Here is a 25,365-nt window from a genome sequence, read left to right on the forward strand (position 1 = left end):
TCGCCGTCCCGCGCTCACTGCGCCGTCCCGCCGGTCCGCTCCGCGCGGAGCACCGAGTAGATCACCCGGTCGTTCCACTCCCCGCCCAGCCAGAGCGCGGAACGGAGCACGCCCTCCTCGACGAAGCCCGCCTCCTGATGGACGCCCCGGCCCTCCGGCCCGCTGAACTCCCTCTCGTACAGGTCGAGATCGTCGGCGGCGACAGGACGAAGGGTGATCTCATCCGACATGGAACGGCTCCAGATCCTCTTGGCCGGACGGCTCGAACCCTCGTGACGGCCCTACGGACAACGACTTCTCGCTTCGCGCTTCTCAGATCATCGACACGCGCCCCGAAGCGGTCCCGGTTGCAGACTGCCGGAAAGAGATCGCCAGGCAGCGACCTGCCATGCGGCGCTGCTGCTCCTTCTCTCCGATTCGGCACCCCGCCCGACCCGGCGTCCGTCGGAACGGTCCGGATCGATGACGCGCTCGGAGCCGCGTGCGAGTGCTTGGCGAACACATCAGGTCGATCCCGCTCTCGTCCCTGACGTCCACGCGGTCGTGAAGATGCGGTCCAGGTGGTGACGGAGCACCGCGACGGCCGACTCCGGACTCCGCTGGCCCACCAGGATGCTGGTGCCCATGGTCGCCGCCATCGCGAGCAGGCTGATCGCCTCCGTGCGCGCGTCGACGCCCGGATCGGCCAGGCCGGCCTCCTGCGCCTGCTCCAGGATCCCGGTCAGGGCGTTCTCCGCGGCGTCGGGGTTGTCGATGAAGGGCTGGGCGGCCAGCGCCTCATCGGTCACCGACAGGATCGCGTAGGAGCTGTACAGCAGGTGGAACGTGCGGCTCTCCTCGTCGGTCGGCAGCGAGGCCGACAGCAGCGCCTCCACCGTGGTGCGCGGGCCCGGGTCCGGGCCGGCGGCGGCGAGTCGGGCGCCCACCCTCGCGGTGAAACGGTCGGTCAGGTGCCGGAGGCCGTAGAAGAGCAGCTTCTCCTTGGTCTCGAAGTAGTACTGCACGAGCCGGAGCGACACACCGGCCTCCGCGGCCACGTCCCGCATGCCGACGGCGTGCAGCCCTCGCCGCCCCGCGACCTGGATGAGCGCCTCGGCGATCTGGGCGCGCCGCTCCTCGTGATCCACACGCTTCGGCATGTTCCCGTGTCTCCGCCCGTCGGTGGTGGGTTCGCGGTCCGCTCCCCGAACTCCTTCATGATACAGCCGTACCATGTTCGTGGTACGGTCGTACCACGAAGAACGGATCTTCACAGGAGGTGCCGCCGTGCCCGAGAACACCGCCCGCGTACGCCGCGATGTCGGCCGCTACGTCAACGACACCCTGCGCGACCGCTACTTCGCCGCCGACGACGTGCTCCACGCGATGGGGGCACCCGTCCGCTCCGAGACCGACGTGGAGACCGCCTTCGGCACCACGCACGTCTACCGGTACGGGCCCGCGGACCCCGCCGCCGACTCCAGGACGCCGATCGTCCTGATCCACGGCGCCGGCTACGGCTCGGCGATGTGGTACCCCAACACCCCCGGGCTCAGCCTCCACCGTCCCGTGTACGCCCTCGACACCCCGGGCGACGCCAACCGCAGCGTCCACCGCGAGCCCATGTGGCAGCCCGAGCGCGCCGCGCAGTGGATGGACGAGGTCCTCGACGCGCTCGGCCTCGACCAGGTCCACCTCGTCGGCTCCTCCTACGGCGGCTGGCTGGTACTCAACCAGGCCCACCTGCGGCCCGCACGGATCGCCTCCGTCACCGCCCTCGACCCCGGCGGCCTGGAGAAGGTCGGCCTGCGCTTCTTCGCCTGGGTCTTCGTGAGCCTGTTCGCCACCCTCGCCCCGAAGGCGCTGCGCCCGCGCCTCGCCGCCTGGCTGGACCAGCCGGTCCTCGCCGTACCCGAGATGCGCAAGTGGATCCAGCTCGGCGCCCGCGCGTACCGGATCCGCCGCCCCGCACCCCTGCCGCTGGCCGAGGACGAGCTGCGGTCCATCCGGACCCCGCTCTACGTGATCATGGGCAGGCACAGCCTGCTCGTCCACCCCAAGCGGCAGCTGGAACGCGTACCGCGCCTCGTCCCCGGAGCCCGCGCCGAGATCATCACCGCGACCGGGCACGGCCCGCAGATCGACCACCCCGACGTGGTCAACGCCCGGATGCTCTCCTTCATGGAGGACATCGACTCCCGTCAGCCCCGCGAGGTGCGGCACCCGGAGGGCACGAAGACGCCCTAGATGCGGGCGAACTTCTCGGTCTGGAAGACGAGTTCCTTGGCCATCGTGGCGCTGACCGTGGGCCTGGTCTCGTCGATCGTGCGCAGGTAGTCCTCGGTGGTGGGGCGGGCCCGGGCTCCGGTGTCGAAGGTGCGCTCGAACTGGACCTGGGAGACGGTCCTCGCCACATGGGCGATGTCGGCAGGGGTGAACCCCTCGCTGGCGGACGCCAGGGCCGCGCCATCGGCCTCCGCGCCGGCCCGGGTCAGGTAGCTCTCCCACAGGGCGGTCCTCGCGCGGTGGTCGGGCGGGCCGATCGGCAGCACGTAGTCGAAACGGCCGTGCCGCAGGAACGCGGAGTCGAGCGTGGTCACGTCGTTCGTGGCGCAGACGAGCAGCCGCCCGTCCTGACCCCGAAACCGGACGATCGCCTTCAGTAGTTCGTTGACGACACCGACCGCGGTCGCGTCCGCCCCGCTGCGGGTCCCCGCGATCTCCTCGACCTCGTCGATGAAGACCAGGACGTGGTCGAGCCGGGCAATCTCGTCGAAACGCCGGTTCAGCCCGCTGGCCAGCCCGTACTCGGCAGCCAGCCGGGCGGGGAACAGTTCGAGGAACGGCCATCCCAGGCGGCTGGCGATCGCGTGCGCGAACGTGCTCTTACCCGTTCCGGGCGGCCCGAACAGCATCACCGCCCGCGGCAGCTCCACCCCGTGCTGGGCTGCCAGTTCGGGATGGGCCAGCGGCAGGACCAGGCGCCGCTCGATGAGCTCCTTCTCCCTCTGCATGCCCGCGACCTTCTGCCACAGTCCTCCGGGGGGCAGCTCCGCTCCCAGCGACGCGAGCATGCTGACCGCCTTGGGGGTCACTCGCCCGTGCTTCTCGAAGAAGACCAGACCCGGGCGGCCGGCGAAGCCGCAGTTGTGCAGGGCGGTGGCACCGGTCTCGCTCTCGGGCAGGACCGCGTGCAGCGTCCGGACGCCGTCGGCGAACAGCCGGTGCTCCAGGGCCGTGATCAGGTCGCTGCCCAGCCCCTGGTGCCGCCAGGCAGGCGCGATGCTGATGCGCAGGATCCACGCCCGGTCGCCCTCCACCCTGCTCACCGCCGCGCCGACCACCTCCTCGTCGGCGGTGGCCACCACCGCCGGATGAAGAGCCTGGAGGGCCGCCACCGCGTCCGAGAGCGGAAAGAGAGGTGCCTCCTCGGCCGTGCCGCTCTCCGCATCGACTCGGAGCACCGCTTCGAGATCGTCCTGGGCGTAGTCCCTGACACGCCAACCCGTCATGGTCAGCTCCGCGTGCTCGGCCGTACTCCCCATCATCGCCCGATGTGCGCGGGACACGCACGCCGGACGACGGGACCTCGACTCACGGCGCCGCCCGGTGCTGGTGACCCACCTCGCGGGCGAGGTCCAGTCCGAGGACGCGGTCGAGAAAGGCGAACGTCTCGAACTTGGCACCGGCCGGTACGTCGGCGCGCTTCGCCAGGGTGACCAGCGTGTCCAGGACAGCGGGGACGCCGAGGTCCTCGGCCAGCTCGGCATGGGTGTGTCGCAGCGCATCGGCAGGGACCGGCCTGGACGGCTCCTCTGCCCAGTCGGCCACCAGCCGGCGCCAGTGCCCCAGCTTCCGCCGGGACTCTTCAAGGGCGGTACCGGTGACCGTGATCGGTGTGCGATACGCGTGGCCGAGCAGAAGCATCCTCACCGCCAGCGGATCCGTCCCCTCCGGGGCGAAGGCGTCCAGCACCCCCGGGGCCGGGAGCTGGGCACGGTCCGGAACGCCCTTCTCCCCGGAGGCCGTGCCGATCCGGCCCACGTCGACGCGGACCCCGTCTGCCGCGTCCTGGCCGGCGGTCCCGTACGCGCAGACGTGTACGTCGGCAGCGGCGCGGACTGTTCCGGTCGGATGGTGAGCACCGACGGTGGCGGGCGGATGGATCCCAAGAGCGGACATGGCGCCATCAAGTGCCTGGGCCTGCTCGTGCGGCAGGTCCGCCGTGGCGAGGAAGGTGCGGGACTGCAGGCCGTGCAGCTCCGCAGTGCGCGCCAGTACGTCCCCGACCAGGAGCGCCCGCAGATCCGTCATGCCGATCCCGGCGCCGCCGACGGGCAGGTGGACGCAGATGCTGAGCAGATGGCGGCTCACGGAGGGAATCTCCGCAAGGTGGCCGGTACGTGTGTCGACGATACGCAGCATGATGCGGAGGTTAGCCGTGGAAACCGTCACGCGCCCCGCTCCCCAGCTCACCGGAGCGGGCGGTGGCGGGCGGAGCGGCGGCTGCGCAGGGCCACGTAGAGCAGGTCTGCCACGAGTACCGCGATGCCGATGAAGAGCAGGAAGAGGAGTCCGTCGGCGACGGCGCCGATGAGGCCCAGAATGATCGCGACGATGATCAGGAAGAGGAAGAGTGTCATGGGGGCCGCCTCCCCGGCGGTCGGGGGGCTCAGCGTCGGGCCAGTTGGCGTTCGCCGTTCGCACCGGGTTCGTAGACGAGGTCGTAGTGACGGAAGACGGCTTCCTCGTCCTCGAAGGGCAGGACACCGTCCGTGCCGATCGAAGGGCTCCGTTTCACCAGTTTCCTGTCGTGGGCGACCCGGACGTACCCCGGCCCCACCGTCGCCCCCTCCAGGGGGACGAACACCAGGCGGTGCCGGGTGGGCAGGCCGACCCGGACCGTGGCCATCGCCGGTTCGTCGGTGCTGGTGTCGACGTAGACGGATTCCAGTTCGCCGATCTTGTGGCCGTCGGGGTCCACCACGTCCTGGTCGCGCCACTCGCGGATGTCCGCCGTCCGGATCATGCCGTTCCTCCCTGCTCGGTCGCCGGTGGGGGAAGCGCGGCGACGAGGAGCTCGGTGGCCGGCTTGATGTTGTCGGCGTGGACCGCGCGGGCCATGGCCGCGCGGGCGGCGTCGGGCTCCGTGTCCGGCGGCACCACCATCAGCGCGAAGTGGTCCTTGTCGCCGCGGGTGATCAGGGCGGTGTCGTCGCCGACCGGGAAGGAGTCGAGGTGGACGACACGGTCGTCGATGATCATCCGGGGCGGAATCCCGTCCCACGCGGTGGCGTCCAGGCCGACCCGGGTGATGGGTCCGAGGTGTTCGGTCAGGGCTTCCACCAGCGCGGGAACCTCCTGCTCCACGTCGCGGGTGCGCGGCCACCACACCCCGTCGAGGACGCCCTGCCGCGAGTGCGTCGTCTCGAGCCGGAGCAGGGCCGTACCGGGGCGCACCGCCTCGTGGATCGCGTCCGGCAGGAGCAACGGGGGCGGGGGCGGGGGCGGAATGTCTGGGTCGACCATGGTGCGTCCGCCCGTCTGCAGGTGAGCTGCCGCGACCCGTCGGCCGCGCCTGAGAGGCGACAGGCCGCCGACGGGGCGACTTGTGCTGTCCATTCACGGTAACCCCGGCTCGCGTATGTCCGCCCGTCGCCGCACCCGCGTTCGTGCGGCTCGGAAGTCTCTCCCCTTGTCAGGCCGAGAACGGGGTGTTCGGACGTAGGGTGGAGGTACCGGAAGTACTTCGAGCACCAGCTTCCACGCAGGTGTCGTTTCCGGGGAACACGAAAAACCGGGCTGCCGACGGGCAGCCCGGGGGCAGGTTCGCCGCCATGACCACCACCCTCGACAGGACAGCGAACCGCGCCCTCACCCCAGGACTTCCGGCCCGCTTGTCGCTCACCCCGAAGACCCCACTCGTCGGCCGGCTCGACGGCGCCTGGTGGCCCCGCTCACACGACCTGGCAGCCGAGCTGCCAGCGCTGGCCGACTCCCTCGAAGGACGCTGGGGCCGCATCACCCGCGTCCTGGTGAACCCGGGCCACTGGCCCGTCATCCCGCACAAGGTCGCCGCCACCGGCCATGTCCTGCACGTGGGCTGGTTCACCGAGCAGGACCCGGACAAGATCATCCTGCTGTCCTACACGACCGGCCGCTGCGACCTGCTCGTGATTCCGCCCGAGACGGAACCCGCCTCCGCGACCCGGCTGATGACCGCCGCCGCCCTCCCGGGCAGCGTCCTCACCGCGGGCTCGCTGATGTCCGGCGAGGCCGCGACCGGCCGCCGCATACGGGAGGCACGGAGCAGCGAAGACGCGTGGGAGACCGACGGCGGGGCCGCCCCGGCGCCCCAGCCGCACCCAGCGGCGCACCCGGTCGTCGGCGCTCGGATGATTCCGCTGCCGGGACGCACCGGGAGGTGAGGACATGGAGACCGTGATCACGCTCCTGGCAGTCGCACTTCTGATCGCGCTCGGCACACGCCTGATCCACCGGCTCAACGCCCAGCACGACGCACGCATAGCGGCCCACCACTTCGGCGACCCCTACCCCTCCCTCAGCCGTCCCCCCGGTCACGACAACCATCGCGGGCCTACGGGCACCTGGCCCTGACCTCAGACCACTCCTCCGACCGAAGGCCGCGGGTGGGGCACCCGACCCCAGGGACAACCCACCCGCCGGCCTCTCGCCTTGTCCCGAACGGAGCACGCCGTCTTGCACCCCACCGAGAACGAGCCCCTGCCGCAGGGGGGACACGCCGAGATTCGTATCGTCTCCGCCGCCCCCGAGGCCGCCCGTGCGGTCGCCGAAGTGATCCGCCGGTGCTTCGCCGGGGCCGAGCAGCGCAGCTATCCCATGCCGGGCGGCGGCACACGGCTCCACCTCACCGTCGACACCGAGACCGCCGCCGGGCCCGCCCGCACCTGGCTCGCCACCAGCAGACCTCCCACCGGCACCGGCCCCCACACCGAGGAATTCTGACCGGCCACGAACGACACCACACGACGACGGGACCACGCGGCGATGTCGACACTCCACGAACGGCAGCGGTACCGCCGACAGATCCTCCAGGCCCTCTACGCTGCCGCCGAAGGCAACCGCCTGCTCGGCGTCACCGGGGCCGCGCTCAACCACGACCTGCGCATCCCGGAGCAGGACCTCGCCGCCGCCTGCTCCTACCTCGCGGGCGAGGGACTGGTCTCCGTCGACTGGGAGCCGGGAAACACACCCGCGATGGTCTCGCTCACCCACCAGGGCATCCGCCTCATGGAAGCGGAGGAGGAAGAGGGCGACTGAGCGGGTTCGCCTCCGGACCCGGCTGGCTCGGAAGGCCCAGGGAGGGCGTCGCTGGCTCGGAAGGCCCAGGGAGGGCGGAAGGCCCAGGGAGGGCGTCGTCGGCCGCCTGCGGCCGATGCCCCCGCACGGGGGCCGGGTGGCGTGCCCTGCCTCCGAGAAGCATCCTGGAGGCCACGTCCCTGGTGCGGGCCGCTCCGGTACCCGATCGCGGCGCGGTCGCGGCACCCGACCCGTACGGCAGGACCGGACGAGGTCATCGCCGCTCGGTTGGAGGCAACGGGATGACCGTCGGACCGCGCAGGGAATCCGATCGCTCGGAGAGCTTCGACGAGGGGCTTCTGGGAACGATCCTGGACCAGGCGCACGAGCTGCCCCCTCACCGGGTCGGGCTGGTCGTCGCCGAGACGGTGGGCCGGTTGGGCGGCAGGAATCCGCAGATCCTTCTCCAGGACTATCAGCAGCAGAGGCTCGTCCCCCTGCTCTCCGAAGGACTGACGGGCGGCGAGACGCTGTCCATCGACGGCTCGGACGCCGGCAGGTGTTTCCTCACGTCGCTCCCTGTCGAGCTGGCGATGGCCGACGGAGTACGCGTCCACGCACCGCTGCTCGGCGGCGGCGACCAGGCCGGCGTCCTGGCCGTCACCCTGGACACGGTCGACGACGACGTCCGCCGCATCCTGCGCCGGATCGCGGGCCTGGTCGCCGACCTCCTCCAGACCAAGAACGACTACACCGACCTCTTCTTCCGCACCCGCCGCAGCGAGCCGTTGAACGTCGCCGCGGAGATCCAGTGGTCGCTCCTGCCGCCGCTGACCATGACCATGCCGCGCGTCGCCGTCGCCGGAGTCCTGGAACCCGCCTACGACGTGGCCGGCGACAGCTTCGATTACGCCCTCAACGGCGACACCCTCCACCTCGCCATGATCGACGCCATGGGCCACGGCCTGGACGCGGCCACCATGGCCACCGTCGCCATCGGCGCCTACCGGCACGCCCGCCGCATCAGCGTGGAGCTGTCCGAGATCTACCTCTTCATGGACCGGGCGGTGGCCGAACAGTTCGCCCCCGACCACTTCGTCACCGCCCAGATGATGCGACTGGACACGACCGTCGGCCGCCTGCAATGGGTCAACGCGGGACACCCCGCCCCCGTTCTGATCCGCGAGCACCGTGTCCTGGGCCGCCTGGACAGCCCCACCACCCTCCCCGTCGGCTTCGGAGGAGCACAGCCACAGGTCAGCAGTGTGACGCTCGAACCGGGGGACCGCGTCCTGTGCTTCACCGACGGGCTGATCGAGGAGCACGAGAGCGGGCAGGAGCAGTTCGGCGAGGACCAGCTGATCGACTGGGTGAACCAGCTGGAGAAGACGGACCGAGGAGTCCGCGCGGTGGCACGGGACCTGTCCCACACGCTCAAGCGAGCCCGCGGCGAAGCCACCTCGGACGACGCCACTCTCGTCCTGGTCGAGTGGCGTGGCTGATCCGCCGCCGTGCACAACCGCTCGGGGACTCCCCCGGGCTCCGACCCGCTGACGCAGGTTCCGATGACCTGCCGACAGCCCAGCCGGCCGACCGCCTTGCTTCCGGACCGCCGAATTCGGGGTGCACGAATACCTGTGTTCGCGGCCTGAGGTTTTAACCGCCGTCGCAGGCAGAGATTTTAGCGGCGCCACACAGGGTGAAATACTCGCGACACACAGGCGGCGGTGACGTGCTACTGTCGAACCCAGTTGCAGTTTTGGTACCCAAAAACTTCAAGCGTCTCCCGTCGGCCGCGTGCCACACGGAAGCGCTTTGTATTTCCGGTCATTTTCCGGGCAGGGCATCATCGCGGCGACACGGTATCCGTACGGTACGGATACCGTCGTACTGCCCAAGGAGATATGACATGGCTACTGGCACCGTGAAGTGGTTCAACGCGGAAAAGGGTTTCGGCTTCATCGAGCAGGACGGTGGCGGCCCTGACGTGTTCGCCCACTTCTCCAACATCGCCGCCCAGGGCTTCCGCGAGCTCCAGGAGGGCCAGAAGGTCTCCTTCGACATCGCGCAGGGCCAGAAGGGCCCGACGGCCGAGAACATCGTTTCCGCCTGACGCTGACGCGTAATACGTAGCTGGGGCCCGCATCCCTCGGGGTGCGGGCCCCAGCTGCATGCATTTCGCAGGGTTTTCGCGTGCACCTGCCGCATTTCTTTCGCTCGCCCGCTTGCGCCGACAATTCCTTTGTCTTGAGCCAGGCTGCCTGCTTTCGCATTTCATTCGGCCCGTGCCTGTGATTCCCAATGCTGTTCATCCGCTGCCGGGTCCTTGATACGCGCCGTATCAAGGAAGGTTCTGCATGAACCCCACACGCACGAACGGCCGTTCCGCCCGCACCCGCCGCAACGGCGGCCACGCGTACGACTCCTCCGCCGGAACGGGCCGGGGCGGTCGACCCGGTTCGTCCGCCGCGAGCCGGTCGGGAGGTCCCAGCCGGTCGGGCGGACGCGGCAAGCGTTCCGCCGCCGTGCAGGGGGAGTTCGCCCCGCCGAAGACGATCACTCCGGCACTGCCCGCCGTCGAGACCTTCGCCGACCTGGCCATGGACCGGCGCATCCTGGCCGCGCTCACCGCACAGGGCGTGTCCGTCCCGTTCCCCATCCAAGGCGCGACCCTGCCGAACTCCCTGGCGGGCCGCGACGTCCTGGGCCGCGGCCGGACCGGCTCCGGCAAGACCCTCGCCTTCGGCCTGGCCCTGCTGGCCCGCACCGCCGGACAGCTCGCCGAGCCCCGTCAGCCGCTGGCGCTGGTCCTCGTCCCCACCCGGGAACTCGCCCAGCAGGTCACCGACGCGCTCGCGCCCTACGCCCGCGCCGTGAAGCTGCGCCTTGCGACCGTCGTCGGCGGGATGCCGATCGGCCGGCAGGCGAACGCTCTGCGAAGCGGCGTCGAAGTCGTCGTGGCCACCCCAGGCCGCCTCAAGGACCTCATCGACCGCGGTGAGTGCCGGCTGAACCAGGTCGCGATCACCGTGCTGGACGAGGCCGACCAGATGGCCGACATGGGCTTCATGCCCCAGGTCACCGCGCTCCTGAACCAGGTCCGCCCCGAGGGCCAGCGCATGCTGTTCTCCGCCACCCTCGACCGCAACGTCGACCTCCTGGTCCGCCGCTACCTCACCGACCCCGTCGTCCACTCCGTGGACCCCTCCCGGGCCGCGGTCACCACGATGGAGCACCACATCCTGCACGTGCACGGCGCCGACAAGCATCGGCTGACGACGGAGATCGCGGCGCGCGACGGCCGGGTGATCATGTTCCTGGACACCAAGCACGCCGTGGACCGCCTCACCGAGGACCTCCTCCACTGCGGTGTCCGGGCCGCCGCCCTGCACGGCGGCAAGTCGCAGCCGCAGCGGACGCGCACCCTCACCCGCTTCAAGAGCGGGCACGTCACCGTCCTGGTCGCGACGAACGTCGCCGCGCGCGGCATCCACGTCGACAACCTCGACCTCGTCGTCAACGTGGACCCGCCGACGGACCACAAGGACTACCTGCACCGAGGCGGCCGAACCGCCCGGGCCGGCGAGTCCGGCAGCGTCGTCACCCTCGTCACGCCCCAGCAGCGCCGCGACATGACTCGCCTCATGGCGGCCGCCGGCATCGTGCCGGAGACCACCCAGGTCCGATCCGGCGAGGAGGAGCTCCGCCGGATCACGGGCGCCCAGACCCCTTCCGGCACCCCCGTGACGATCACCGCGCCGCCGGCCGAGCAGCGCGAACGCGGCACGGCCTCCCGCGGCCGGCGCGGGCGCAGCTCTTCGGCGAGGCGCGCCGGCGGACGGCGTTCCGTCGGCGACGCGGCGGCCTGAGCCGTACGTGATCCGGAAGCTGACCCATCTCTGCAGGAGGCACGTCATGACGCTGGTCCAGATGCAGCCCCGCCCGACGCACCCCGCCCCCGCGCACCTGACGGCGGCCGACGCCGTCGACACGGCCGGACCGCTGGTCTGCGACGACATGACCGTGGAAGTGGCCCTGGCCGTCATGGCCGGGGCCCACACCACGCACCTGCTCGTCTGCGACAGCGACGACCAGTGCACCGGCCTGGTCACCCGGACCCAGCTCACCACGGTCCGTGACAGCCCCGCCTACACGGACCGGATCCAGCTGCGCGACCTCTCCGGCGACGGCGGGCCGCTCACCTCGGCCACCGCTGTGACGATCGGGCGGGCCGTACGTCCCAGGGTCGTCGCCTCGTCCGGCGCGGGCGGACAGGACGACGCTCTGGGCGCCCTCGCGCCCGCCCTCGTCCTCGCGTGAACCGCCTCACCACGGCGGAACCATTCCCTTCCTCTCCCTGTGAGGCATCGTGCGCTGTGTCATCGCCCGTTTCCCCTTCGACCTCACCAAGAGCGGCGTCCTGGACTCCATGAAGGGCGTCAAGCCCGAGGAGGTCGTCGGCGAGTCCGTGATCATCGGTCGCCGCACCTACCCCGTCATGCAGGTCGGCCAGGTCATCACCCGCCAGGACCGCCGCGACTTCAGTGCGGGTGAAGTTCTCCGCGCCATGACCAAGCTCGGCTTCACCTGCCGCGGCCTCCCCCGGAACACCGCGCCCACCCACGCCCCCGACCCGTTCGAGCACGCCTCCGCGATGCTCGGCACTCCGGCAGCGGCCTGACCATCACCCACGGGCGAACGTGAGCTGACACTCAGGCAGCCGAGAGGGCCCGACCGGTCCGCCGACCGGGCCCTCTCGCGTAGCGGTGGACGAGTTCCCCAAGGGCTCGACGTCAGTGATCGGAGTAACGGAAGTCGCCCATGGTCCAGGCGCTGACATCCGCGATCGAGACGCGGTACATCCCGCCGGTCTCCGGGATCCCCACCGTGCCCTGAAGGATCCGCGCCATGTGGAAGTGCAGGTATGCGGGCGGTCCGTCCCTCCGCGTCGTAGCGGTGAAGACCGCGGAGAACTCTCCCAGGCGGGCGGAGTCCGCCAGAACCTCCGAGACCCGCTGCCTCCACACCGCTTCGGGCGCCAGCCGACCGGTGATGACAGCGCCACCGGTGACCACGGTCATGGACATCTGATTGCTCTGCCCGGACTCCACCAGCGTGGCGACGTCAACGAGCAACTCGTCAAGCTTCGACATGAGAGCCGATCCTATTCACGGGTAGCCCCGTCCCCTCAACCGGTCGGGCGACCGGGGGCGGCCTGGGCGACAGGCGGATCCGTCCCGCGCGGACCAGCCGGAAGGGCTCGCCAGCGGCTCCATACCGGAATCCTCCCAGGGAGACGGACAGTCGCCGTCTGACGCCGGCGAGGAGCACGACCATCTGTTCGGCCGACAGAAGGCCATACGGCCTCCGGACCAGAGGCCCGTCCCAGGCGCAGTCTGCCCCCTCCGATGGAACTTTCCCCTGATCGGGGATCGAAGCTGGTCACATGGGGTGAAAGGGCTGCCTGGCTCGTTTCCTGTCCCCGGGCGGGAGACGTTGGTGCGGATGTGAACACCACGAGCATCGTCCCCATAGTGGCCACTTCCCACGCAGCCCCTGCCTCTACCACCGTGCATGACTCGGGCGCGGACAGCGCGCCCGGCGTCATAGTCATCTCCTCCTGCACCACCCTCGGCACCACCCTGGTGGTCCGGCTCGCAGGCGAGATCGACCACTACAGTGCCGCCCCGCTGCGGGCATTGCTGGCCTCGGCCGCCGACACCGGCTGCACCGGCCTCGTCCTGGACACCGCCCGGGTCACCTTCTGCGACTCCGGCTTCCTTGCCATCCTCGAACGGTGGCCACGCCACGGACGCAGGCTCCGGCTCGTCAACCGCTCCCGGCCCGTGCAGCGTCTCCTGAACACCGCCACCGCGGCGCAGAAGCAGCCGCTCCGGACCTGCGCGCCGACGTCAGCAGCCACGCCAGGGCCTTCATACTCCTGACCGGTGTCACCATGCTCGCAACGGTTCGGGGGAGGAAGGCGGTTACCGTCTTTCCTCCGTTCGCCCGGCGGTGCCGCTCCGCGACCCCTCGCGTCACTGTTCGAGGCCGATTACCTATCCAGCGGACGCGCGAAAATCTATGTTGGCCGGAGTAGACATGCGGCTGTGGCGTGGCTATGGTTTCTCTCGTAGCCCAGAGAGACAACAGGGCTCGGCAGAGACGAACTGCCGGGCAGGCGTTACCAGCAACTACAGCTGGTTGCAGTTCGCAGGGCGGTGCGGCGGTGGAGTTTCGAAGCCAGGCTTTCGCAGGACGGCGACGGGACTGGCGGCCGGACCGGGTGGCCCGCAGTGATCAGGGGCCGCCGCAAGCGGGACCGCGGTCATGGCAGGTGCGGTACCCGTGTTCGCAGTGCGCAGTACCCAGCAGTGAAGTCGGCAAGCGGTACCCCTGGTGAAGGCGTCGGCTGCGGACGCGCGCACCGGGAAGTTCGGCAGTGGGGTTCTAAGCCAGAGCAGACGCAGGACGGGCAACGGGGCTGGCTGTCGAAGAGTGGCGCTGTCACAGGCCACTGAGCAAGCAGTACGCATCACCATGCAGTACCCGCAGTACGAAGTTCCCGTAGTAAGTAGTTGATCACCGAGGAAGAACGGAGGAACCCACGCCATCAGGATCGCCCGGGCGTACGTCTGAGCCCGGGTACCGCAGGACATCGATAGTGAGGTGGTCTCCGGTCAAGCAACCGCGATCCCCGCAGCCCCGACAGCAACCAGGTCGGGTGCGCGGACACAGAACGCCGGCGCAGTATCAGGGCCGGCAGGTGGTGTAGAAGTTCCTTCGGGGCCCTGGTGCCAGTACTGGCACCAGGGCCCCTCAACGCGTTTCCCAGAGAGGTGCAAATGACAGCAGATGACTCGTACGGCCGTCTCGACGACGATGACTACCCGGCCTACACGATGGGCCGGGCCGCCGAGATGCTCGGCACCACGCAGGGCTTCCTCCGCGCCATCGGCGAGGCCCGCCTGATCACCCCGCTGCGCTCGGCGGGCGGCCACCGCCGTTACTCCCGCTACCAGTTGCGCATCGCGGCACGCGCCCGCGAACTCGTCGACCAGGGCACACCGATCGAGGCCGCCTGCCGCATCATCATCCTCGAAGACCAGCTCGAAGAGGCCCAGCGCATCAACGCCGAATACCGCCGCGCCGCCGCATCCGACGGGCCGCCGGAATCGGCTTGAGGTGAGTCCGCCCGCCGTCGGCATCGACCGACGGGTGCAACCCCGGGGCCTGGCGGAGGACTACTCACGAGCAGATGCCCGCGCGGAGACCCGCCCCCAGGCCAGCACTACGAGTGGCCCGGTGGGCGCTGTGCGCCCGGCCTGCGCGTTCGTGTCGGGAGTTGCCCATCAGGCCGTGGATGCCTATGGAGACCGCCCCCGAGCGGTCCGGGAGAGTTCGTACTCGGCTTCAGGCCGTCTCCGGGCAGCCCGCCGACCAGATGCCGCAGCACGGCGTGCTCTCCGGTGACGGCTCGCTGTACCCGAGGCACACCGACGTCGTCGACCAACGGCGTCACCGCGGGCTCGATGTGGCCTTCGTCGTCGTCCGGGCATCCGGGCCTCTCCGTGCCCCGCGCGCCGGGCCGGCCGGGAGCGGTCAGAACTCCAGCACCTCGCGGTCGAGCGGGTACCGGGCGCGGTGGGGGCCGTCGTACGGCGAGGGGGTGATCGGCAGGACTCCGGTCGGCTGGAGGCCCAGGTTGTCGTCCCAGATCCGGGGTTCGACCTCTCCGACGACGCGGAACCGCCGGAAGGTGAACGGCGGGCTGTCGGTCGGGAAGAACTCGGGCGTGGTCATCACCTGGAAGTGCAGGTGCGGCGTGGTCGAGTTGCCGCTGTTGCCGATCAGGCCGAGGACCCGGCCGGGTTCGACGTGGTCGCCCTCCCGGACCCTGAGCGAGCCGGGCTTCAGGTGGGCGTAGAGCAGGTAGCGGCCCGGCGCGACCTCCACGGTGACGTGGTTGCCGACGGTCTCCTCGATCGGCGGGACCGGCGGGGTGACGGGCGGCGTGTTGTCCGGGATCCCGTCCTGGACCTCCACGACCCTGCCGCCGGCCGAGGCCACGACCGGCTGACGGTAGCTCAGGTAGCTGCTGAGCCGGGCGGGGTCGCCCTCCCAGGTCTGTCCCTGCTCGCCGACCCGGTACCAGTCGATCGCGAACCGCTGTGGCACGTAGAAGCGGCCGTTGATCGGACCGAGGCCGCGCCGATGGTGGGTGTTGCCGCAGCACGACTCGCTGGAGTACCAGGTGCCGGGGCGGACCGGCGCCTCCAGGTTCAGCGGCGCGGCGCGGTCGGTCGGGGTGACCTGGACCGTCTCCTCGAACGGGGAGGAACCGGAGGCGGTGAGGACCGCACCCGAGAGACGGTGTTCGAGGACCTCGGGCACCCGTCGGCCGCGGTCCAGGGCCAGGTCGATCCAGACGACCCACTGCTGGGAGCCCGGGATGACGGTCGGCGTCGGCCCCGGGGGCGCCGGGGTGTACCCGTCCGCACCCGGCAGGGGGTCACCCACCGGGTTGGCGGCATCGGCCAGCGCCTGGCCGCTCAGCGCGCCCACCACCCGGTGCGTGCGCGCGTCCCGGACCTCGACACGGTCGAGCCGCACCTGGGTGCTGCTGGACAGCGCGTTCGTGGTGAGCAGTTCGTACGAGAGGTGCGTCTTGCCGTCCGTGGCCCGGAACGGCGCCGGTTCGGTCATCACCGCCGCCGTCAACGGGGTGAACTGCGGTCCGGGGGCCGGCGGGGTCGCGCCGGCCCCGAATCCGGGTGCCGCCGCAGCCGTCAGCATGCCGACCGCGAGCACGGCGGCGGCGAGCCCGCGACGTAGCGGGTTGCGGCCGGTGCGGTTGCGAGGGTGGCGCTCTGCCATGGTGCTCTTCCAGTCGTCGGGTCCGGGCCCGTGAAGGGCACCGGCACGCCCCGCGCCGAGGCGCAGGCCCATGTAATCCGGCCGAGCGGCACTCCCGTCGGACGGCGCCGGAGTCGGGTACGAACTACACCCGTCCAGCCGCACCGAACCGCCGAGCGGGAGCCGGCACGTGCCCCATCCGCGCCCTCCAGGGCGGTGAACAGCGGTCACCACGGGTACGAGCAGAGCCTCCCGACGGGACCCGAGAAGAGACGTGTCCGCAGGTCAGAGCCGTACGGACGGCCAAGGCGGCGACGTTCTTCAGGACGTCGCCCCCAGCCCCGCCCGGCCTCGGCGGTCGGAGCGGCCTGTCACGGCGGCGATCACGGCGGTGACGGCGGTGGTCACGGCGAGACTTCCCATCATGACCATCACCACGCCGACCATGAAGAGGCCGCTGGCGTCGTCCGACCAGTCATAGAAGGCGGCGGCCGTCAGCCCGGCGGTGGGGCCAACCACCGCACCGACGACGTGGCGCCGGGATGCCGCCCAGGACACGGACGCCAGCAGAGTCAGCACCAGGCCGATCACCTGCCAGGCCTCGTAGGGGCCGGTCGTGGAGCCGTCGGGGTGCACGTCGCGGTGCTGGTCCCAGCCCAGCCAGGCGGCCCAGGCGGCCAGTGTCGTCAGGGCCAGCAGCAGGGTCACCAACGGCTGGTTGTCGAGCATCGGGAGTCGTCGTCGCATGGCCCAAGAGTCCCGGCTCTCCGCCGGGGGGAGCAGAGCGCAGATACTCACCGCACCCCGAGTACTTCAGCCACGTACGCCGGACGAGGTGCCTCCCGCCGGGTGATCTCGAACCGCGTGATCGACCTGACCACCGACAAGCCCGCCGTCTTCGCCGAGACCTTCCGCGCCCTCAAGCCCGGGCGCCGTATCGGCGTCTCGGACGTCGTCGCCGACGACACCCTCACCCCGCGACAGCGTGCCGAACGCGGCGCGCCGAACGGCGCGGTGGGAGAGACGTCGAGAACGCAGGTCGTGCGCCATCCGGGATCATGGGTCCGACAGATCGGCCGGCGGGTTGGTCGCCTCGTCGCGGCAGGGGGATCGCATGGGAGTGCTGGTTGCGTCGGATGCCGGCGTGGCGCGCGGGGACAGGTTCGAGTGGTTCTGCCAGGCCGTGTCCAGCGATGTGATGCCCGTCCTGCTCAGCACAGAGAGCAGGACCGACTTCCACGCCAGCATCGCGGAACTGGATCTCGGTGTGGTGCGGCTGTCCACCGTGGCGTGTTCGCCGGTGACTTCGCGCCGCACCTCGGTCCACGTGCGGCGCGGTGACCCCGAGCACCTGCAGCTGGCGCTCGTCACACAGGGCGCCTTCAGGATCTCCCAGCGGGGCAGCGAGTCCGTGGTGGCGGGCGGGCTCGTTCTCACCGACACCTCGCGGCCGAGCGAGGGGGCCAGTGTGGGAGGGCGGGTCGAGTCGGTCGTGCTGCAGATGCCCCGGTCCGCCCTGGCGCTGCGCGCCGACCGGGTGGACCGGCTCCTCGCACGGAGTCTGGCCGCCGACGCCGGGTCGGGGGCCGTCCTCGCCGGCTTCCTGAAGACGCTGCTCGCCCACGGCCCGCACTGTGACCCCGAGGAGCTGCGCGCGATGGGGTCCGTCGCCCTCGAACTCGCCACGGCGCTTCTCGCGCGACGGCTCGGTGACCCCGGCGAGGCTCCCGCCGAGGCGCGGGCGCAGGAGGCACTGCAGCGGATCCACCGTTTCATCGAGAACAACCTCGGGGACCCGGAGCTGACTCCTCAGGTGGTCGCCGATCGGCACGGCATGTCCCTGCGGAGTCTCCACACCCTCTTCCGCGACCAGCCCCTGACCGTCGCGGCGCACATCCGGCACAGCCGTCTTGAGCGCGCCCGTGCCGACCTCGCGCGCGGGGAACTGAGCGGTCAGCCCGTGCAACTGATCGCGGCGCGCTGGGGGTTCTCCAGCGCGACCGCGTTCAGCCGCGCCTTCCGTGAGGCGTACGGGATCACCCCGTCCGAACACCGGTCGTCCTCGGCCCCCACGGGACGCGGTGCACGCGGTGCGCGCGTTGGACAGAAAGTCTGCACGTCACGCACACCACCGCGCGCCGGGCGGACCTAGATTCTCCGCTGCCGGGGAACACCGCCGCAGCGAGAACGCGGCGGCGGTGGCCCGGCGATCTGCACGGGCCGAGACCTCAGGGGAAAGCATGAGCATGCGCAGGAAGATCGCCACGACCGTCGGAGCAACGGCACTGGCGTTCGCGGGAATTCTCGGCACCGCCGGTCAGTCCTTCGCCGGCTCCAACGGCCAGATGCTCCAGTTCTACGACAGGGAAGGTAAGACCTACTCCCTCTACGTCGTCGGTACGAATCAGAACGGCCAGCGGGTCGACGGCTGCTTCCAGACGCCCTCCACCTTCACCCTGCTCTCGGGCTATTGGTGGAAGGGGGCCGTCAGCTACATGGGCTTCGAGAGGGCGAACTGCACCGGCCCGACCACCGGCGCCGTCGACGGATGGGTTCCCGCGTACCAGGAGCACCAAGACATCTACACCATCAGCCTCTGACCGCCGCCACCCCGACAGAAGCCCCAGGTCCAACGGCCTGGGGCTTCTGCCGTGCGAGGGGCCGGTTCAGCGGAGGGTGAGCGGGGTCTCCGACTCCACGTGGGAGAGCTTCTCGGGGTTCCGGACGTAGTAGAGGCCCGTGATGCGGCTGTCCTCGACGTGGATCGCCATGATGCCGTCGAGCTCGCCGTCCAGGTGGACGAGGAGGGCCGGGCTGCCGTTGATCACCGTGAAGGCGACCTCCATGGGGAGCTTGTTCTTGCCGAGGCCGCCCAGCATGAAGCGGGTCACCTTGTCCGCGCCGGCGATCGGGCGGAGCGCGGCCTGCTTGATGCCGCCTCCGTCGCTGACCAGGACGACCCCCGGGGCGAGTACGTCGAGAAGGCCCTGCGGGTCGCCCGTCTCGAGCGCCTGGCGGAACGACTCCAGCGCCGTCCGGGCCACGCTCGGCGGGACCGCCTGGCGGGGGCGGCGGGCGTCGACGTGGCGGCGGGCGCGGTGGGCGATCTGGCGGACCGCCGCCGGGGTCCTGTCGACGGCGGCGGCGATCTCGTCGTAGCCCAGGTCGAAGACCTCGCGCAGGACGAAGACGGCGCGCTCGGTCGGTGCCAGCGTCTCCAGGACGAGCATCATCGCCATCGACACGCTCTCGGCGAGCTCGACGTTCTCGGCCACGTCGGGCGCGGTGAGCAGCGGCTCCGGCAGCCAGTTGCCGACGTACGCCTCCTTGCGTCGCTGGAGCGTACGGAGCCGGTTGAGCGACTGCCGCGTCGTGATCCGGACCAGGTAGGCGCGCGCGTCGCCCACCTGTTCCAGATCGACCCTGACCCAGCGCAGCCAGGTCTCCTGCAGCACGTCCTCGGCGTCGGCGGCCGAGCCGAGCATCTCGTACGCGACGGTGAAGAGCAGGTTCCGGTGGGCGACGAACGCCTCGGTCGCCGGGTCGGTGGCTTGCTCGTCCATGTGCATCCTCGTCAGGGTCCTTTACGTCGGGAGGTGTTCGCTCAGACTCCGGCCCGCCGGACCGGGGCGGGCGTGGCGGTCCGCGCGGCTGCCGCGGCCCGGAGCTGCCGCTCGCGGGTGGCCCCTCCCGAGGCGCGGTGCAGACGGTACGAGCCGGGCTTGCCCGCCTCGTCGGCCAGGTGCTTGACCACGCCCACGCACACGAGCTCCTTGAGCTTCGCGCCCAGGCGGCCGTCGACCTTGAGCCAGACGGCGACGTCGGTCCGCTTGGCGAACTGGAAGATGCCGTCGCCTCGGCCCAGGCTGATGCACTGCGCGGCGAACGACTGGTTGAGGGTCTCGGGCCGCTCCCCCGCGATCCGGCTGAGCACCGTGTCGGCGGCCCGGGCGCCCATCGGCATCGCGGCCTGGCAGCTCATCCGCAGCGGCAGGTCCGAAGGCGCCGCCGAGTCGCCCGCCGCGATGACGTGCTCGTCGTCGATGCTGGTCAGCGTCTCGTCCGTACGCAGACGGCCCAGCGCGTCGGTGCTCAGACCGCTGCGCGCGGCCAGGTCCGGAACGCCGAAGCCGACGGTCCAGATCGTCACAGCGCTCGGCAGCTCGCGGCCTCCGCTGAGCGTGACCGCGTCACGCGTCACGGCCGTCACTCTCGTGTCGGGGCCGTCGAGGACGGTCACCCCGAGCCCGGCCAGCCGCCTGGCGACCGAGCGCCGGCCCCTCGGGTGCAGGTACGGGCCGAGCACCCCGCCGCAGACCAGGGTGACGGCGCGGCCGGCCTCCGCCAGCTCGGCGGCGGTCTCGATACCGGTCGGACCGGCTCCCACGACGGTCACCGCGGCCGTCGCGGGCGCCGCGTCGAGGACCGGGCGCAGACGCCCGGCCTCCTCGAAGGTGCCGATGGGGTAGGCGAATTCGGCCGCCCCGGGGACGCTCGGGTCGGCGCTGCCGCTGCCCACCGCGTAGACCAGGTAGTCGTAGTCGACCCTGCCGCCCGACGCCAGCTCCACGCTGCGTGCGGCCGCGTCGATCCGGGTCACGGTGTCGACCACCAGCCGTACGCCCTCGCCCAGTACCTCCCGGTAGTCGACGACCGCGCCGTCCGTCCCTCCCACCAGCTGGTGCAGGCGGATCCGGTGGACGAAGCTCCGGCGCGGATTGATCAGCGTGACCGTCACGTCGCCGCGCCTCGTCAGGCGGTTGGCCGCCATGACGCCCGCGTACCCGCCGCCGATCACGACCACATCGGTGTTCTCGCTCATGGTGTGTCCTCCGCTTCAAGGGGTTCGACATCAAGACACCGACGACCCGGATTCTGTGACACGTACGGCCATGTGACCCGCACGACATTCGAGTTCACGCCAGTGCTGTCGTTGCACTGCTGTGCAGCGACTGCACGAAGATATACTTACGGCCTGAGGGGGCGTCAAGACCCCGCCGAACCGATCGCCCCGGGAGGACAGGGCACGATGAGCCAGGACGATCCCGCCCGCCGCGGCGGCCGCGAGGCGCAGCGCCGCCGTACCCGTAAGGCGATCGTCGACGCGGCGGTCCGGCTGAGCGCCGGCGGAGCGACGCCGTCCGTCGACGAGATCGCGGCCGCCGCCGACGTGTCACGCCGCACGGTCTATACGTACTTTCCGAGCCTCGACCACCTGCTGATCGACGCGACCGCCGGCGCGCTCAACGAGCCCCCGGTCGAGCAGGCGCTCGCCGATCCCGCGATCGCCGGCGACGCCGCTGCCCGGGTGGACGCCCTCATAAGGACGCTGTTGACGTACTCACCGCAGTCACTGCCCCTCGGCCGCCGGCTGATCCGCCTGACCGTCGACCTGCCGGCGGGCGAGACTCCGGATCCGCCCGCCCCGCGCCGCGGCCCCCGCCGGATCCAATGGCTGGAGCAGGCCTGCGAGCCGCTCCGCGACACCCTGAGCCCGGAGTCGTACCAGCGGCTGATCTCGGCCCTGACCATCGTGGTCGGCTGGGAGGCGCAGATCGCTCTGCGTGATGTCCGTGGCCTCGGCCCGCAGGCAGAGGAGGAGGCCATCACCTGGGCGGCACGAGCCCTGGTGGAGGCGGCGATCAGAGAACACGAAGCGGGCGCGCCCTAGGGGGTGTTGCGTCGATCAGGCCGGATCCGGGAGCGGGGGCATGGGGTCCCCCTGCTCGAGCGCAGCCGAGAGCTTGGGGGAGCGTGCGGTCGCAAGGCGGAGGAGGGAGCCGACGCGGAGCGTCGGCGACCGACGACAACGCGGCGTGGGGGTACCTCCCGTGCCCGAAGGGCTACGGGGGAGTGCGTGCCAGGCCCCGTGAGCCCGGCATGATCGGCGAGACACCCCCAGGGGGTGTGGCGAAGCTCCCGCCCGTCCCGCGACGCCCGACGAGCGCGCTGGGCGGGCCCCGCCGGCACCCGGGGCGGCGAAGAAGGGCGCTCTGTCCGCGTCGGTTCGCGGCATGCGGTGCCCTGGGCGGCGGCTCGGAGGCGGGTCAGGACGCGGTAGCGGGCGGAGTGTCGGTTCGGCGGCAGATTCGGCATCACGGTCGTCCGCTGACCGTCACACCGCGGGCGGAGAATCCCGGAACCCCGGGATCGAGTGGCTCCCGGCGCTCAGTAGTACTCGCGCATGATCTCGGTGGCCCAGTCCGGCTGCGTCACGGGCCCCCGGGGGCCGAACTCGGACAGGTACGGCTTGATGTCGAGGACCGGGGTGCCGTCGACGGCGTCGAGGCCCTGTACGTGGACGTCGCGTCCGTCGACGCGCAGCAGGCGGCAGCGGGAGACACCGAGCCGGTTGGGGCGGTTCTTGCCGCGCTGGGCGAAGATGCCGACCAGCGGCCAGTCGGTGTTCCCGCGCGGGTGCCGGGCTCCGGTCTCCACCTTCTCCGCCGGCACCCGGTCGAAGTGGTAGACGACCTCCACGTGCGAGAAGGAGTCCAGGCCCGCGAGCGCGTCCGGCCCGAAGCGCTCGTCCAGCCTGATCACCGCGGAGACCTCCCCCCATGCGTCGTCACGGACCTCCGTCCGCCCGCCGACCACTCGGCCGATCGGGTTCGAGACGACCTCGGCGGTGGGTGTGCGCTCCGACATGTGGTGCTCCGTTCGCGGGAAGGGAGTGGTCACCGCCCACGGTACGCAGCGGTTGACGGAGTTCTGTCACCAGGAGAGGCTCCTCCGACGGCCGTCAGGAATCGAGAAGCGGCGGGCCACGAGCCCAACTAGCGTGATGGGCATGGACATCACCATTCACACCACCGTCCTCCCGCACGACGACCCCGACGCCGCCGTGGCCTTCTACCGGGACGTGCTGGGCTTCGAGGTCCGCAGCGACGTCGGGCAGGGCAAGATGCGCTGGATCACCGTCGGACCCGTCGGACAGCCCGGGACCTCCATCCTGCTCGCGCCGCCCGCCGCCGACCCCGGGATCACCGAGGACGAGCGGCGCACCATCACCGAGATGATGGCCAAGGGCACGTACGGGTGGATCCTGCTGGCCACCCCGGACCTCGACGGCGTCTTCGAGAAGGTGCAGGTCGGGGACGTCGACGTCGTGCAGGAGCCCACCCGGCAGCCGTACGGCGTGCGGGACTGCGCGTTCCGTGACCCCGCGGGCAACCTCGTCCGCATCCAGGAAGTCCGCTGAGCCGTCCGGCTGAAGGGAGTTCCACCCATGTGCCATCCCGCGTGGAGGCATGCCCGCGTCGCGGCGCAGCACCTGAAGGACCTCGCACGGCTGCGCCGGGTCCGCGACCGGATCGACCGGGAGTACGCACGGCCCCTGGACGTCGACGCGCTCGCCCGTGACGCCGGCATGGCTCCCGGGCACTTCAGCCGCCTGTTCCGCCGGGCGTACGGCCGGTCGCCCTACTCCTACCTGATGGCCCGGCGCGTCGAGCACGCGACGGCGCTCCTGCGCCGCGGCGATCTCGGCGTCGCCGAGGTGCGTGCCCAGGTCGGCTGCTCCTCGTCCGGCGTCTTCGGCGCGCACTTCGCCGAGCGGGTCGGCATGGAGCCCGACGACTACCGGAGCCGGGCGGCGGACGCGTCGGAGCGGTCCGCCGGACCGGTCAGGAATCGAGAAGCGTCGGCGGCCCTGCCGTCACTAGCGTGGCAGTCATGAACTCCATCGACACCGTCACCCTGGAGGTGGCCGACACCGCGGCCGCCGAGCGCTTCTACACCGCCTTCGGTCTGGGCGACCAGGTCCGCCTGCGGGCCTCGGACGCCCCGACCACCGGCTTCCGCGGCTTCTCGCTGTCGCTCACGGTCTCCCGGCCGGCCGACGTCACGGCCTTCGTCGAGGCCGCCCTCGACGCCGGCGCCACGGCGCTGAAGCCCGTCTCGAAGTCCTTCTGGGGCTACGGCGGCGTCGTCCGGGCGCCCGACGGCACGATCTGGAAGATCGCCACGTCGGAGAAGAAGGACAAGGGCCCCGCCACCGGCCGGATCGACCAGATCGTGCTCCTGCTCGGCGCCGCCGACGTGACCGCGAGCAGGCAGTTCTACGTCGAGCACGGCCTCACCGTGACGAAGAGCTTCGGCCGCAAGTACGTCGAGTTCGCCGCGGGGTCCGGCCCCGTCAAGCTCGCGCTGTACGGCCGTCGCGCCCTCGCCAAGGACGTCGGAGTCCCCGTCGACGGCACGGGCTCGCACCGGCTCGTCCTCGGAGGCGGCACCGAGGCCCTCACCGACCCCGACGGGTTCGCCTGGGAGCCCGCCCCGGCCACCAGCCGGATCTGACCCGCAGCACGCCGATCCGACGAGTACGACGAGTACGACGAGTACGACGAGTACGACGAGTACGAACCAGCGCGACCAGCACGGAGAACCGCCCCGCCCCGACCCGCCCCAGCACCGCGAGAGGACCTGCCATGGAGAGCACCGACTCGGCCGCCACGTCGTACGACGGTTTCACGGAGGATGAGCGGGGCGCGATGAAGGAACGCGCCCAGGAACTGAAGAAGGCCGCCCGCCGCAGCCCGCGCGCGGCCAAGGCGGACGGAGAGAGCGAGGTGCTCGCGAAGATCGCCGAGATGCCGGAGGCGGACCGTGTCCTCGCCGAGCGGATCCACGCCGTCGTGAAGGCCGCCGCGCCGGAGCTCACGCCGAAGACCTGGTACGGGATGCCCGCGTACGCCAAGGACGGCAAGGTCGTCTGCTTCTTCCAGAGCGCGGCGAAGTTCAAGGCGCGCTATGCCACCCTCGGCTTCAACGACCCCGCCAACCTCGACGAGGGCACCATGTGGCCCACCGCCTTCGCCCTGACACGGCTCACCGCCGACGACGAGGCGTTCATCGAGGCGCTGGTCAAGCGCGCGGCGAGCTGAGGCACGTCCCTCAGCAGCTGCGGCCGTACCGTCGGCGCCCGTCCCGTCAGGGCGCCCGTCCCGTCAGGGCGCCATGCGGACGAAGGCCACCTCGAAGTGGTCCACCGAGACCACCCGCTGGCCCTCCCGCTGGGACGACTCGTGCCGTACCCGCGCCGCCGGCTCCTCGCTCTCCAGCATCGCCGCCTCGTCCTCCCACAGGGTCAGCGACCTCGCCTTCCCCGTCACCCGGTCCACGAGATAGAACGCGCCCCGGAACCCCGGCAGGTTCTCCACCTGCTTGACGATCACCTCCGACTTGGCTGCCAGGTCGCCCTCCGGCGGTACCGGTGACCCCTGGTAGGTGCTCAGCCTCGCGAACATC

Annotated in this window: 33 protein-coding genes and 1 pseudogene; 20 read left to right on the top strand and 14 right to left on the bottom strand. The window is 71.0% G+C overall.

Going from position 1 to position 25,365, the window contains the following annotated elements:
* Positions 1-14 precede the first annotated feature (14 nt).
* Together ACZ3IJ_RS22100 and ACZ3IJ_RS22105 are read right to left on the bottom strand one after the other, a co-directional pair.
* Positions 15-230 (bottom strand): hypothetical protein, encoded by a 216-nt coding sequence (locus ACZ3IJ_RS22100; protein ID WP_467470634.1) that lies wholly within the window; start codon positions 228-230, stop codon positions 15-17.
* 273 nt (positions 231-503) lie between these two features.
* Positions 504-1,139 (bottom strand): TetR/AcrR family transcriptional regulator, encoded by a 636-nt coding sequence (locus ACZ3IJ_RS22105; RefSeq protein WP_467470636.1) that lies wholly within the window; start codon positions 1,137-1,139, stop codon positions 504-506.
* 127 nt (positions 1,140-1,266) lie between these two features.
* On the opposite strand from ACZ3IJ_RS22105, the gene ACZ3IJ_RS22110 reads away from it, so the two are divergent.
* Positions 1,267-2,226, top strand: coding sequence for an alpha/beta fold hydrolase (locus ACZ3IJ_RS22110; protein ID WP_467470638.1), 960 nt, complete (start codon positions 1,267-1,269; stop codon positions 2,224-2,226).
* Here the strand turns inward: ACZ3IJ_RS22110 and ACZ3IJ_RS22115 are convergent.
* The 5 genes from ACZ3IJ_RS22115 to ACZ3IJ_RS22135 all read right to left on the bottom strand — a co-directional run bounded on the left by ACZ3IJ_RS22115 (position 2,223) and on the right by ACZ3IJ_RS22135 (position 5,508).
* Complete coding sequence (locus ACZ3IJ_RS22115; RefSeq protein WP_467470640.1) at positions 2,223-3,491, bottom strand: ATP-binding protein; 1,269 nt, start codon at positions 3,489-3,491, stop codon at positions 2,223-2,225. The two genes, ACZ3IJ_RS22110 and ACZ3IJ_RS22115, sit on opposite strands and share 4 nt — an antisense overlap.
* 82 nt (positions 3,492-3,573) lie before the next feature.
* Positions 3,574-4,404, bottom strand: a complete 831-nt coding sequence (locus tag ACZ3IJ_RS22120) for a hypothetical protein (RefSeq protein WP_467470642.1) — start codon at positions 4,402-4,404, stop codon at positions 3,574-3,576.
* Positions 4,405-4,451: 47 nt separating this feature from the next.
* A complete protein-coding gene (locus ACZ3IJ_RS22125) occupies positions 4,452-4,622 on the bottom strand; it encodes a hypothetical protein (protein WP_467470644.1) in 171 nt (56 codons plus the stop codon).
* A 29-nt stretch (positions 4,623-4,651) separates the two neighbouring features.
* Positions 4,652-5,008, bottom strand: a complete 357-nt coding sequence (locus ACZ3IJ_RS22130; protein ID WP_467470646.1) for a PRC-barrel domain-containing protein — start codon at positions 5,006-5,008, stop codon at positions 4,652-4,654.
* A complete protein-coding gene (locus ACZ3IJ_RS22135) occupies positions 5,005-5,508 on the bottom strand; it encodes a DUF5994 family protein (RefSeq protein WP_467470648.1) in 504 nt (167 codons plus the stop codon). The genes ACZ3IJ_RS22130 and ACZ3IJ_RS22135 overlap by 4 nt, the downstream gene beginning before the upstream one ends.
* 308 nt (positions 5,509-5,816) lie before the next feature.
* Between ACZ3IJ_RS22135 and ACZ3IJ_RS22140 the strand changes: the two genes are divergently transcribed.
* From ACZ3IJ_RS22140 to ACZ3IJ_RS22180, 9 genes are all read left to right on the top strand, one after another.
* Positions 5,817-6,407 carry a DUF5994 family protein gene (locus ACZ3IJ_RS22140; protein ID WP_467470650.1) on the top strand — a complete coding sequence of 197 codons (591 nt, stop codon included), beginning with the start codon at positions 5,817-5,819 and terminating at the stop codon, positions 6,405-6,407.
* A gap of 4 nt (positions 6,408-6,411) precedes the next feature.
* Positions 6,412-6,597 (top strand): hypothetical protein, encoded by a 186-nt coding sequence (locus ACZ3IJ_RS22145; protein ID WP_467470653.1) that lies wholly within the window; start codon positions 6,412-6,414, stop codon positions 6,595-6,597.
* Positions 6,598-6,699: 102 nt separating this feature from the next.
* A complete protein-coding gene (locus ACZ3IJ_RS22150) occupies positions 6,700-6,966 on the top strand; it encodes a hypothetical protein (RefSeq protein WP_467470655.1) in 267 nt (88 codons plus the stop codon).
* A 42-nt stretch (positions 6,967-7,008) separates the two neighbouring features.
* On the top strand, positions 7,009-7,281 hold the full coding sequence (locus tag ACZ3IJ_RS22155) for a hypothetical protein (RefSeq protein WP_391800183.1): 273 nt from the start codon (positions 7,009-7,011) through the stop codon (positions 7,279-7,281).
* A gap of 281 nt (positions 7,282-7,562) precedes the next feature.
* Entirely contained in the window at positions 7,563-8,762 is a 1,200-nt protein-coding gene (locus tag ACZ3IJ_RS22160; RefSeq protein ID WP_467470658.1) for a PP2C family protein-serine/threonine phosphatase, read from the top strand.
* Positions 8,763-9,169: 407 nt separating this feature from the next.
* Positions 9,170-9,373, top strand: coding sequence for a cold-shock protein (locus ACZ3IJ_RS22165; RefSeq protein WP_030323642.1), 204 nt, complete (start codon positions 9,170-9,172; stop codon positions 9,371-9,373).
* A 244-nt stretch (positions 9,374-9,617) separates the two neighbouring features.
* A complete protein-coding gene (locus ACZ3IJ_RS22170; RefSeq protein WP_467470660.1) occupies positions 9,618-11,129 on the top strand; it encodes a DEAD/DEAH box helicase in 1,512 nt (503 codons plus the stop codon).
* A 46-nt stretch (positions 11,130-11,175) separates the two neighbouring features.
* Positions 11,176-11,580, top strand: coding sequence for a CBS domain-containing protein (locus ACZ3IJ_RS22175; protein ID WP_467470662.1), 405 nt, complete (start codon positions 11,176-11,178; stop codon positions 11,578-11,580).
* Between the two features lie 49 nt (positions 11,581-11,629).
* Entirely contained in the window at positions 11,630-11,941 is a 312-nt protein-coding gene (locus ACZ3IJ_RS22180; RefSeq protein ID WP_467470664.1) for an SCO5918 family protein, read from the top strand.
* A 112-nt stretch (positions 11,942-12,053) separates the two neighbouring features.
* On the opposite strand, the gene ACZ3IJ_RS22185 is transcribed toward ACZ3IJ_RS22180, so the two are convergent.
* A complete protein-coding gene (locus ACZ3IJ_RS22185) occupies positions 12,054-12,413 on the bottom strand; it encodes a hypothetical protein (protein ID WP_391800178.1) in 360 nt (119 codons plus the stop codon).
* A 417-nt stretch (positions 12,414-12,830) separates the two neighbouring features.
* Between ACZ3IJ_RS22185 and ACZ3IJ_RS22190 the strand changes: the two genes are divergently transcribed.
* Together ACZ3IJ_RS22190 and ACZ3IJ_RS22195 are read left to right on the top strand one after the other, a co-directional pair.
* Positions 12,831-13,205 (top strand): STAS domain-containing protein, encoded by a 375-nt coding sequence (locus tag ACZ3IJ_RS22190; RefSeq protein WP_467470667.1) that lies wholly within the window; start codon positions 12,831-12,833, stop codon positions 13,203-13,205.
* Between the two features lie 900 nt (positions 13,206-14,105).
* Complete coding sequence (locus tag ACZ3IJ_RS22195; RefSeq protein ID WP_467470669.1) at positions 14,106-14,444, top strand: MerR family transcriptional regulator; 339 nt, start codon at positions 14,106-14,108, stop codon at positions 14,442-14,444.
* 418 nt (positions 14,445-14,862) lie between these two features.
* Here the strand turns inward: ACZ3IJ_RS22195 and ACZ3IJ_RS22200 are convergent, their stop codons facing one another.
* Both ACZ3IJ_RS22200 and ACZ3IJ_RS22205 read right to left on the bottom strand, forming a co-directional pair.
* Positions 14,863-16,137, bottom strand: coding sequence for a M23 family metallopeptidase (locus ACZ3IJ_RS22200; protein ID WP_467470671.1), 1,275 nt, complete (start codon positions 16,135-16,137; stop codon positions 14,863-14,865).
* A gap of 300 nt (positions 16,138-16,437) precedes the next feature.
* Positions 16,438-16,863: a hypothetical protein gene (locus ACZ3IJ_RS22205; RefSeq protein WP_467470673.1), complete on the bottom strand. Its 426-nt coding sequence runs from the start codon at positions 16,861-16,863 to the stop codon at positions 16,438-16,440.
* Positions 16,864-16,965: 102 nt separating this feature from the next.
* Here ACZ3IJ_RS22205 and ACZ3IJ_RS22210 point away from each other — a divergent pair.
* The 3 genes and pseudogenes from ACZ3IJ_RS22210 to ACZ3IJ_RS22220 all read left to right on the top strand — a co-directional run.
* A pseudogene (locus ACZ3IJ_RS22210) lies at positions 16,966-17,133 on the top strand (arsenite S-adenosylmethyltransferase); the annotation flags it as partial.
* A gap of 97 nt (positions 17,134-17,230) precedes the next feature.
* Positions 17,231-18,268, top strand: a complete 1,038-nt coding sequence (locus ACZ3IJ_RS22215) for an AraC-like ligand-binding domain-containing protein (RefSeq protein WP_467470675.1) — start codon at positions 17,231-17,233, stop codon at positions 18,266-18,268.
* Between the two features lie 88 nt (positions 18,269-18,356).
* On the top strand, positions 18,357-18,716 hold the full coding sequence (locus ACZ3IJ_RS22220) for a hypothetical protein (protein ID WP_391800172.1): 360 nt from the start codon (positions 18,357-18,359) through the stop codon (positions 18,714-18,716).
* A 66-nt stretch (positions 18,717-18,782) separates the two neighbouring features.
* Here ACZ3IJ_RS22220 and ACZ3IJ_RS22225 read toward each other — a convergent pair whose 3' ends face one another.
* Entirely contained in the window at positions 18,783-19,679 is an 897-nt protein-coding gene (locus tag ACZ3IJ_RS22225; RefSeq protein ID WP_467470678.1) for an RNA polymerase sigma-70 factor, read from the bottom strand.
* A gap of 41 nt (positions 19,680-19,720) precedes the next feature.
* A complete protein-coding gene (locus tag ACZ3IJ_RS22230; protein WP_467470680.1) occupies positions 19,721-20,938 on the bottom strand; it encodes an NAD(P)/FAD-dependent oxidoreductase in 1,218 nt (405 codons plus the stop codon).
* A gap of 207 nt (positions 20,939-21,145) precedes the next feature.
* On the opposite strand from ACZ3IJ_RS22230, the gene ACZ3IJ_RS22235 reads away from it, so the two are divergent.
* Positions 21,146-21,787 carry a TetR/AcrR family transcriptional regulator gene (locus tag ACZ3IJ_RS22235; RefSeq protein WP_467470682.1) on the top strand — a complete coding sequence of 214 codons (642 nt, stop codon included), beginning with the start codon at positions 21,146-21,148 and terminating at the stop codon, positions 21,785-21,787.
* Positions 21,788-22,284: 497 nt separating this feature from the next.
* On the opposite strand, the gene ACZ3IJ_RS22240 is transcribed toward ACZ3IJ_RS22235, so the two are convergent.
* Positions 22,285-22,764 (bottom strand): SAM-dependent methyltransferase, encoded by a 480-nt coding sequence (locus tag ACZ3IJ_RS22240; protein ID WP_467470685.1) that lies wholly within the window; start codon positions 22,762-22,764, stop codon positions 22,285-22,287.
* A 142-nt stretch (positions 22,765-22,906) separates the two neighbouring features.
* Here ACZ3IJ_RS22240 and ACZ3IJ_RS22245 point away from each other — a divergent pair, with 142 nt between their 5' ends.
* From ACZ3IJ_RS22245 to ACZ3IJ_RS22260, 4 genes are all read left to right on the top strand, one after another.
* Positions 22,907-23,317, top strand: coding sequence for a VOC family protein (locus ACZ3IJ_RS22245; protein ID WP_467470687.1), 411 nt, complete (start codon positions 22,907-22,909; stop codon positions 23,315-23,317).
* Between the two features lie 27 nt (positions 23,318-23,344).
* The gene (locus ACZ3IJ_RS22250) at positions 23,345-23,794 is read left to right on the top strand and encodes a helix-turn-helix domain-containing protein (protein ID WP_467470689.1); all 450 of its coding nucleotides are present in this window, start codon (positions 23,345-23,347) and stop codon (positions 23,792-23,794) included.
* Positions 23,791-24,414, top strand: a complete 624-nt coding sequence (locus tag ACZ3IJ_RS22255; protein WP_467470691.1) for a glyoxalase — start codon at positions 23,791-23,793, stop codon at positions 24,412-24,414. Before ACZ3IJ_RS22250 ends, ACZ3IJ_RS22255 begins: the two co-directional genes overlap by 4 nt.
* 131 nt (positions 24,415-24,545) lie before the next feature.
* The gene (locus ACZ3IJ_RS22260; RefSeq protein WP_467470693.1) at positions 24,546-25,001 is read left to right on the top strand and encodes an iron chaperone; all 456 of its coding nucleotides are present in this window, start codon (positions 24,546-24,548) and stop codon (positions 24,999-25,001) included.
* 63 nt (positions 25,002-25,064) lie between these two features.
* Here the strand turns inward: ACZ3IJ_RS22260 and ACZ3IJ_RS22265 are convergent, their stop codons facing one another.
* Positions 25,065-25,364: a hypothetical protein gene (locus tag ACZ3IJ_RS22265; protein ID WP_467470695.1), complete on the bottom strand. Its 300-nt coding sequence runs from the start codon at positions 25,362-25,364 to the stop codon at positions 25,065-25,067.
* Position 25,365: the final 1 nt, after the last annotated feature.

It is taken from the genome of Streptomyces sp. NPDC013317, from assembly GCF_055563155.1.